Source organism: Sinomonas sp. G460-2 (assembly GCF_047759905.1).
In the GTDB taxonomy this organism is placed as follows: Bacteria; Actinomycetota; Actinomycetes; order Actinomycetales; family Micrococcaceae; genus Sinomonas.
Genome location: NZ_JBKZWT010000174.1, coordinates 1 through 7,612 on the forward strand (window position 1 = coordinate 1; position 7,612 = coordinate 7,612).

The following is a 7,612-nucleotide window of genomic DNA, read 5'->3' on the forward strand; positions in this document are numbered from 1 at the left end:
CGCGACACCCGCGCGTGACCCTTGCTGGCGCGCGCGTCAGCAAGGGAAACCGTAGGTGGTCGGACGACGGCGGTAGGTTGGCGCCGTCGTCGTGCGCGCGGTGGTCTGGCGGGGCGGGGCCGGGGTTGTGAGGCGGACGACGGCGGTAGTTTGGCAGCGTCGTCGCGCGCGCGGTGGTCTGGCGGGGCGGGGCAGGGGTTGTGAGGCGGACGACGGCGGTAGTTTGGCAGCGTCGTCGCGCGCCGTGGTCTGGCGGGGCGGGACTCCCGTCGGGAGGTTGGACGACGGCGGCGGGCGAGCGCCGTCGTCGTCCATGCGGCAGACGAACGACGGCGGTCGGGTACGCCGCGCCGACGATGGGCGGCTAGGGGATCGTGGCCTGTGGCGCGTGGGGTTCGGCCTCTTGAGCGATTGCGGCCGTCACCGAGTTCGCGATGCTCGTGTCATTCCGGGAGATCACGAAATGCACCACCGCGGCGATGATTGCCCCGATAAACCACGAGAAGGCGGAGATCGCGCCGAAGAGGGGAACGAGAGCGAAAATCACCGCCGGGACCGCCGAGACGACGAAGGAGAGGACAGCTTTCGGATTCCACCCCCGCGTATAGGTGTAATAGCCCTGTTCCCGGAAGAGGTCCGTCACGACAACGTGCTGCCTGCGGAGAACGTAGTAATCCGTCATGATGATGCCGAACAGGGGACCCAGCAGGGCACCGAGTCCGCCGAGGAACTGATTGATGACAACCGGGCTGTTGAACAGGTTCCACGGAGTGATCACGAGAGCGACCACCGCGGCGATCAATCCACCCCGCCGGAAGTCGATCTTCGCGGGCCAGACATTGGCGAGATCGTAGGCCGGCGAGACGAAGTTCGCCACGACATTGATCCCGAGAGTTGCGACGGCGAACGTCACGGCGCCAAGCAGAAGAGCCCAGATGCTGTTGATTCGGCCCACGATGTCGACCGGATCGTAGATGTGCTCTCCGTACACCTTGAATGTCCCTGCGGTCACCACTACCGATACCAGCGAGAACGCCATGAAATTAACCGGCAGTCCCCACAGATTCGCGGTCCACACCGATTTACGGGATGGGGCGAAACGGGAGAAGTCGCAGAAGTTGAGGAGCAGCGTCGAGAAATACGTCACCGTGAGGGCGACGGCCGCGAAGAACGCCTGCATGACTCCCCACTGAGCCGTTCCGCCCGGAAGATCGAGGGAGACGTTCCAGCCCGCATTGATCAGGATGTAGGCCACGAGCATTCCCATGACCACCCACACCGCCGGGCCAGCCCAATCCTGGAATCTCCGGATGGTGTCCATGCCGTTTCGAAGAAGCATGAGCTGAAGCGCCCACACGACCAGGAACGCGAGCCACCCGAGCGTCGATTCGCCCAGAAAATTGTTCCCCGTCAAATCCTTCAGGCTCGGCCATATCTGCACGACGATCACGATGACGGCGCGCGAGGCCAGCCACGTCTGAATTCCGTACCACGCAATCGCGACCAGCGCGCGGATGAGGGCGGGAAGATTCGCGCCGAATGTGCCGAACGAAAGCCGCGCAAGGACGGGATAGGGGACGCCCAATTTCTGCCCTGCGTAGCCGGACAGGTTCATGAGCAGGAAGACAATGATGATTCCGAGAACCAGGGCGAGGAACACTTGCCAGGCGCCGAGGCCGAGCGCAAAGAGCCCCGCGGCAAACGTGTAACCACCGAGCGAGTGGATATCCGACATCCACATCGCGAACAGCGAATAAAAGCCCCACCGTCGGTGCTCGGCGGGGGCAAGGTCGTCATTGTGCAGACGTGGGCTGACGCCTGTGGGGATTGGCTGAGGCATGATGAACACCCTCTTCCCAGGGCCATCGATGATGGCGCTACACCACCGTTGTAGGGCCGTGAATCCGACCGGTCAAGGTGCCAGCGCCCCGTCGGCGGAGCGGCGCCCCAAATGCCCACCGCCCCCGCGGCTATTCGGGCAGCTGCCCCGCGAGTCCCTCGATCACCGGCTGCCGCCCGAGCTCGACGTGAGCAGCCGCGAGAGACTCGGCGAGCTGCGGCCGCCCCGCGAGGATCGCCTCTCGAATCTCGTCGTGCTCGATCGCGTTGAGCTCCATGGGACGGCTCACGCCGAGCCCGAAGATCCAGCGGAGCATGCCCTGCAGCGGGCGCAGCGACCGGGCGAGCAGGCGATGGCCCGAAACGTTGACGATCTCGGCGTGGAACTCGGTGTTCAGATCGGACGCGCGCTCGATGTCGCCGGCCTCTGTGGCCTCCTGGACGAGTCGGAGCAGCTCGGTGAGGCGGCCGCCGTCGGCCCCTGCCGCCACGCGCTCGGCGGCGCGCTTCGCGGCGAAGGATTCGAGGAGCACGCGGAGGTCGAACAGCTCCTCGACATCGGTGAGCGTGAGCCGACGGACCACCGCGCCCCGGCGCGGCGCCGTGACGATGAAGCCGTCCTGCTCGAGCCGGTGGAGGGCCTCGCGGACGGGGATGCGGGAGACGCTGTGCTGCTCGGAGAGCTCGCGCTCGCGCAGCCGCTGGCCCGGCGCGAGGCGGCCGGCGACGATATCCTCGAGCACGAGTTGGTACACATGGCTCGCGAGCGCCTCGTCAGGGGCGGCCTCAAACGGGGATTCCATGGGGAGAGGATACCGTCCGCGGCCTGGGCTGGTATACAAGCGCGGAGTTGATGCGGCGCGGCGTCGCACCAGGGGAGGCTCACCGCAGCGGACGACGGCGGCGCTCGCCTCTGCCCGGCGTCGCACACCGGTGAGGCTCACCGCAGCGGACGACGGCGGCGCTCGCCTCCGCGCGGCGTCGTCCGCTCGTGTCTGTGAAGAGGAGCGGCGTCACTCAGGCGGGCCCGGCGTCAGCCCGGCGGGGGAGCGGTGGTGTGCCGGACTACGAGCCGCGGTGGGACGAGGACGTGTTCGGATTGGGTGCGGCCCTCGATGCGGGAGACGAGGAGCTCGGCGGCCTGCCGCCCCATCGCGACGCCGGACTGGTCGACCGTGGTGAGGCCGATCGGGGGGAGAGCGGCGGCCGGGATGTCGTCGTAGCCCACGATCGAGATGTCCTCGGGGACGCGGAGGCCGGCCTCGAGGAGGACGGTGAACGCGCCGAGGGCCGCGACGTCCGCGCCGCCGTGGAGTGCCGTGGGCTTCTCGGTGCGGGCCGCGATCATCCGCCCGGCCAGGAGGCCGCCTTCGGTGCCCCAACGTCCGGGGATGTGGTCGATCCAGCGTTCGAGCCCGTGCTTGGTCATCGCGAGGTCGTAGCCCCGCGCGCGCACCGATTGGGGCATGCTCGGCTCGTCGTGCGGCTCGTGGTGGCCCAGGAACGAGATCCGCTCATGGCCGAGCGAGACGAGGTGGTCCACGATGATGGCGCTGCCCGCGATGTCGTCGCTCGCCACGGTGTCGAAGTGCGCCGTGTCGAGGTACGCCGCAGGCCCGTGGCGGCCGATCACGGAGACGGGAATCGAGCGGGCGAGCCGCTCGAGTTCCTCGTCGGGGCCGAACGGCGCGATGAGGACGAGCCCGTCCATGCGGCGATCCACCATGGCCTCGATGAGCCGCCGCTGGGCGTCGAGGCCTTGCCGCGCCTGGCCGATGAGCACCTGGTAGCCACGCTCCTCGGCCACGTCGCGGATGCCCTCGACGAGCACCGAGAAGAACGTGTTCGAGAGGTCCACGAGGAAGACGCCGAGCGTGTAGCTGCTGCCGCGCATGCCGCGGGCGAGGGCCAGCGGACGGTAGTCGAGGGCCGCCATCGAGGCTTCGACGCGCTGCTTCATCGCGGGGCTCACGCCGTAGGCGTCGCGGAGGACCTTCGAGACCGCGGCCGTCGAGACACCGGCATGGCGTGCGACGTCGCGGATGGTCGCCCGGCGTGCGCTGCCCTCCATTCGCCCTCCTCGCACCTTCGTCTGGTCTGATCCCCGCGTCCGTCTGATCGGCATCCCCGCGTCACAGGAGTGCCACCAAGAGGGCCGCCGAAGCGTCACGGAAAAGCGGGTAAGCGCTCTCTCGGCGCGAGTTTCATCGTAGCCCTTGCGCGGCCCTGTGACGGGGATTACAGTGGTCGCGTAGAACGGTCTACGTAGAACAGTCTACAGCGATTCTGCGCGGCCCGATCTACTGGCCAAACTCCCGCCGTCACCCCCTGTGGGTGGCGGCGGCACCGAGAACTTGAAACGTTCCACAACTCAGATTCCACCCCCAACTCAGGAGATACGGATGGCAATCAAGGTGACCCGGCGCTGGGCGCCACTGGCCGTGGGCGTCGCTGCCCTCGGCCTCGCGCTCACGGGCTGCTCGGGCGTCGGCGCAGGGGCCGGCAGCGGCACGACGATCACGTTCCTTGTGAACAACAGCGACACCGCAGTCGCGGCGGCCCAGGAGCTCGCGAAGGAGTTCACGGCTGCGAACCCGGACATCCAGGTCGACGTACAGACGCGCCCGCAGGGCTCGGACGGCGACAACACCATCAAGACGAAGCTCGCCACGGGCGACATGGCCGACGTGTTCGAGTACAACTCGGGATCCCTGTTCCAGCAGATCAATCCGGAGCAGAACCTCGTCGCGGTGACGGACCAGTCCTACATGTCGGACGTCTCCGACTCGTTCAAGCCGGTCGTCACCGCGAACAAGCAGGTCTACGCCGTGCCGTTCGGGGGCGGCAACTCGGGTGCGGTGCTCTACAACAAGAAGGTCTACGCCAAACTGGGCCTCTCCGTGCCGAAGACGTGGGCCGAGTTCATCTCGAACAGCCAGAAGATCAAGGCCGCCGGGATTGCGCCCATCATCCAGACGTACAAGGACACGTGGACGTCGCAGCTGTTCGTCCTGGGCGACTTCGCGAACGTGGCCAAGGCCGAGCCGAACTTCGCCGCCGACTACACCGCGAACAAGGCCAAGTACGCGAGCGATCCCGCCGCGATCAAGGGCTTCCAGCATCAGGAGCAGGCGGCGAAGGCCGGCCTGTTCAACAAGGACTTCGCCTCGGCGACGTACCAGCAGGGCCTGGACATGCTCGCGAACGGCGACGGCGCCCAGTACCCGATCCTGACCTCGGCCCTCGCCGGCATCAAGGCGAGCAACCCGGACCAGATCAACGACATCGGCATGTTCCCGCTGCCCGGCGACGACGCGTCGAAGAACGCGCTCACCGTCTGGTTCCCGTCCGGCGTCTACATCCCGAAGTCGTCCAAGCACGTCGCAGAGGCGGAGAAGTTCCAGGCGTTCATCGCGAGCAAGCAAGGCTGCGACGCCCAGACCAAGGGCTCGGCTCCGTCCGGCCCCTACCTCGTGAAGGACTGCACGCTCCCGAGCAGCGCTCCGGCGGCCGTGCAGGACATGCTCCCGTTCTTCAACGACCCGTCGAAGAACAGCCCGGCGCTCGAGTTCCTCTCCCCGGTCAAGGGCCCCTCGCTCGAGCAGATCACCGTCGAGGTCGGAACGCAGCAGGCCACCGCCCAGAAGGGCGCCTCCCTCTACGACGAGGACGTCAAGAAGCAGGCCCAGCAGCTGAACCTGCCCGGCTGGAACTGATCGGAACCACCCAGGGTCCGGGGCGGCCCCGCGCCGCCCCGGACCCGCCAGGAGACACCATGACCGTGAACCAGACCGCGCCCGCCGTGACGCGCCCGCGCCGAGGCGAGGCATCGCCGTCGGCCGTCCCGAAGCCCGCGAGGAAGCGGAAGAAGAGCCCGTACCCGTACTGGTTCTACCTGCCGGCCGTCGTGATCTACGCGACGCTGTTCCTGCTCCCCACGTTCGCCTCGTTCTTCTTCAGCCTCACGCGCTGGACCATCTTCAACGCGACCTTCATCGGCGTGGGCAACTTCGTCCAGTTCTTCCAGGAGCCCGCGCTCGTGACGGGCCTCAGGAACACGCTCGTCTACGCCGTGATGACCTCGGGACTCAAGGTCGTGCTCGGGATGCTGTTCGGGGTCCTGCTGACCTCGAAGATCATCGCCCGCGGCTTCCTCCGCTCGGTGCTGTTCTTCCCCGTCCTGCTGAGCAGCATCGGCGTGGGCATCATGTTCAGCGTCTTCATGAATCCCGACAAGGGCCTCATCAACCAGGTCCTCGCGGCCGTCGGCATCCAGGGCCCCGCGTGGCTCGCGGACCCGACCTGGGCCATCTACTCCGTGGGCCTCGTGGACGTGTGGAAGGGCGTGGGCCTGGCCACCGTGATCTACATCGCCGGGATCGTCTCGATCCCCGCCGAGTACTACGAGGCCGCCGAGATGGACGGCGCCAGCCCGGCCAAGCGGTTCTGGAACATCACCGTCCCGCTCGCCCGGCCCGCCACGGCCACCGTCATCATCCTCTCGCTCATCGGCGGCCTGCGCTCGTTCGACCTCATCTGGGCCATGACCCAGGGCGGACCCGGCTTCGCCTCCGACGTCATCGCCTCGGTGATCTACAAGCAGTACCAGGCCGGCTTCTACGGCCTCTCCACCGCGGGCAACGTGGTGCTCTTCGTCATCATCACCGCGATCGTCCTGCCCCTGTCCATCTTCCTGAACCGCAAGGAGGTCGAGCAGTGAAGGCCCTCAAGCGCTACGGCGGGGGAGCGCTCGCCATCGTCATCGCCACGGCCCTGTTCGTCGTGCCGCTCGTCTTCATGGTCCTCATCGCCGTCAAGGACCGCCGCCAGGCGGCCAAGCTCGACTGGTCCTGGCCCACCGACTTCTCCTTCGTGCAGAACTTCGAGCAGGTCGTCTCTGCGCGGAACTTCATGCTCGTTACCGCGTTCATCAACAGCACGATCCTGACCGTGGCCAGCGTCGCGGTCCTCGTGGTGCTCGCCGCGATGGTCGCGTGGGTGCTCCAGCGGCGCCGCAGCCGCTGGAACGGCGTGGCGAACTTCCTCATCCTCTCGGGGCTCATCATCCCGCCCGCCGTCGTCCCCACGATCTGGGTGCTCCAGGGCCTGGGCCTGTTCAAGACGCTCCCGGGCCTGATCCTCGTCGAGGTCGCGTTCGGGCTCTCGTTCTGCGTCATGATCTTCCGCGCCTTCATCGCCTCGATCCCGCGCGAGCTCGACGAGGCCGCCGTGATCGACGGCTGCGGCCCCGTCCGGCTCTTCTTCCGGGTGGTGTTCCCGCTCCTGCGCTCGGTCATCGTGACCGTGATCGTGGTCCAGTCCGTCGCCATCTTCAACGACTTCCAGAACCCGCTCTACTTCCTCCCCGGCGACAGGAACGCGACCGTCCAGCTCACCCTGTTCAACTTCCAGAGCCAGTTCACCACGAGCTACAACCTACTCTTCATGGACATCCTGCTCGTCACGATCCCCCCGCTCGTCATGTACCTGTTCTTCAACCGCCAGATCGTCGCCGGCATGACCGCCGGCGCCGTCAAGGGCTGAACGAGGAGTCCCGTGCCTTCGCAATCCATCAGCATTCAACCCGTCACGTTCGAGCACCTCCCCGGCGCACTCGGCATCGGCACCGCGACCCCGCGGCTCTCGTGGAAGACCACCGCCGGGCCCGGCTGGGCGCAGACGGGGTATCAGCTCGCCGCGGTCCGCGGTGGGGTGGAGACGCTCGGCGAGTGGACGCCGTCGTCCGAATCCGTGCTGGTCGCGTGGCCGTTCG

7 protein-coding genes are annotated in these 7,612 nt (G+C 67.2%); 4 read left to right on the forward strand and 3 right to left on the reverse strand.

Translation table 11 applies throughout. The features are described from left to right. Positions 1-364 precede the first annotated feature (364 nt). From ACLN58_RS14735 to ACLN58_RS14745, 3 genes are all read right to left on the reverse strand, one after another. Complete coding sequence (locus ACLN58_RS14735) at positions 365-1,840, reverse strand: NCS1 family nucleobase:cation symporter-1 (RefSeq protein ID WP_415856013.1); 1,476 nt, start codon at positions 1,838-1,840, stop codon at positions 365-367. A 130-nt stretch (positions 1,841-1,970) separates the two neighbouring features. Beyond that, entirely contained in the window at positions 1,971-2,642 is a 672-nt protein-coding gene (locus ACLN58_RS14740; protein WP_415856014.1) for a GntR family transcriptional regulator, read from the reverse strand. A 230-nt stretch (positions 2,643-2,872) separates the two neighbouring features. Next, positions 2,873-3,910 carry a LacI family DNA-binding transcriptional regulator gene (locus tag ACLN58_RS14745; protein WP_415856015.1) on the reverse strand — a complete coding sequence of 346 codons (1,038 nt, stop codon included), beginning with the start codon at positions 3,908-3,910 and terminating at the stop codon, positions 2,873-2,875. 331 nt (positions 3,911-4,241) lie between these two features. Between ACLN58_RS14745 and ACLN58_RS14750 the strand changes: the two genes are divergently transcribed. The 4 genes from ACLN58_RS14750 to ACLN58_RS14765 form a co-directional block, all read left to right on the forward strand. Then, entirely contained in the window at positions 4,242-5,555 is a 1,314-nt protein-coding gene (locus tag ACLN58_RS14750) for an ABC transporter substrate-binding protein (protein ID WP_415856016.1), read from the forward strand. A gap of 59 nt (positions 5,556-5,614) precedes the next feature. After that, positions 5,615-6,559, forward strand: coding sequence for a carbohydrate ABC transporter permease (locus ACLN58_RS14755; RefSeq protein WP_415856017.1), 945 nt, complete (start codon positions 5,615-5,617; stop codon positions 6,557-6,559). Further along, positions 6,556-7,383, forward strand: coding sequence for a carbohydrate ABC transporter permease (locus ACLN58_RS14760; RefSeq protein WP_415856018.1), 828 nt, complete (start codon positions 6,556-6,558; stop codon positions 7,381-7,383). Before ACLN58_RS14755 ends, ACLN58_RS14760 begins: the two co-directional genes overlap by 4 nt. A 12-nt stretch (positions 7,384-7,395) precedes the next feature. Continuing rightward, positions 7,396-7,612: hypothetical protein (locus tag ACLN58_RS14765; RefSeq protein WP_415856019.1), on the forward strand; the 217-nt coding region annotated here is incomplete at its 3' end.

Excerpts from the sequence above, each read along its gene's own strand:
- ACLN58_RS14735 (WP_415856013.1), bottom strand. The coding sequence starts at position 1,840 with ATGCCTCAGCCAATCCCCACAGGCGTCAGCCCACGTCTGCACAATGAC.
- ACLN58_RS14740 (WP_415856014.1), bottom strand. The coding sequence starts at position 2,642 with ATGGAATCCCCGTTTGAGGCCGCCCCTGACGAGGCGCTCGCGAGCCAT.
- ACLN58_RS14745 (WP_415856015.1), bottom strand. The coding sequence starts at position 3,910 with ATGGAGGGCAGCGCACGCCGGGCGACCATCCGCGACGTCGCACGCCAT.
- ACLN58_RS14750 (WP_415856016.1), top strand. The coding sequence starts at position 4,242 with ATGGCAATCAAGGTGACCCGGCGCTGGGCGCCACTGGCCGTGGGCGTC.
- ACLN58_RS14755 (WP_415856017.1), top strand. The coding sequence starts at position 5,615 with ATGACCGTGAACCAGACCGCGCCCGCCGTGACGCGCCCGCGCCGAGGC.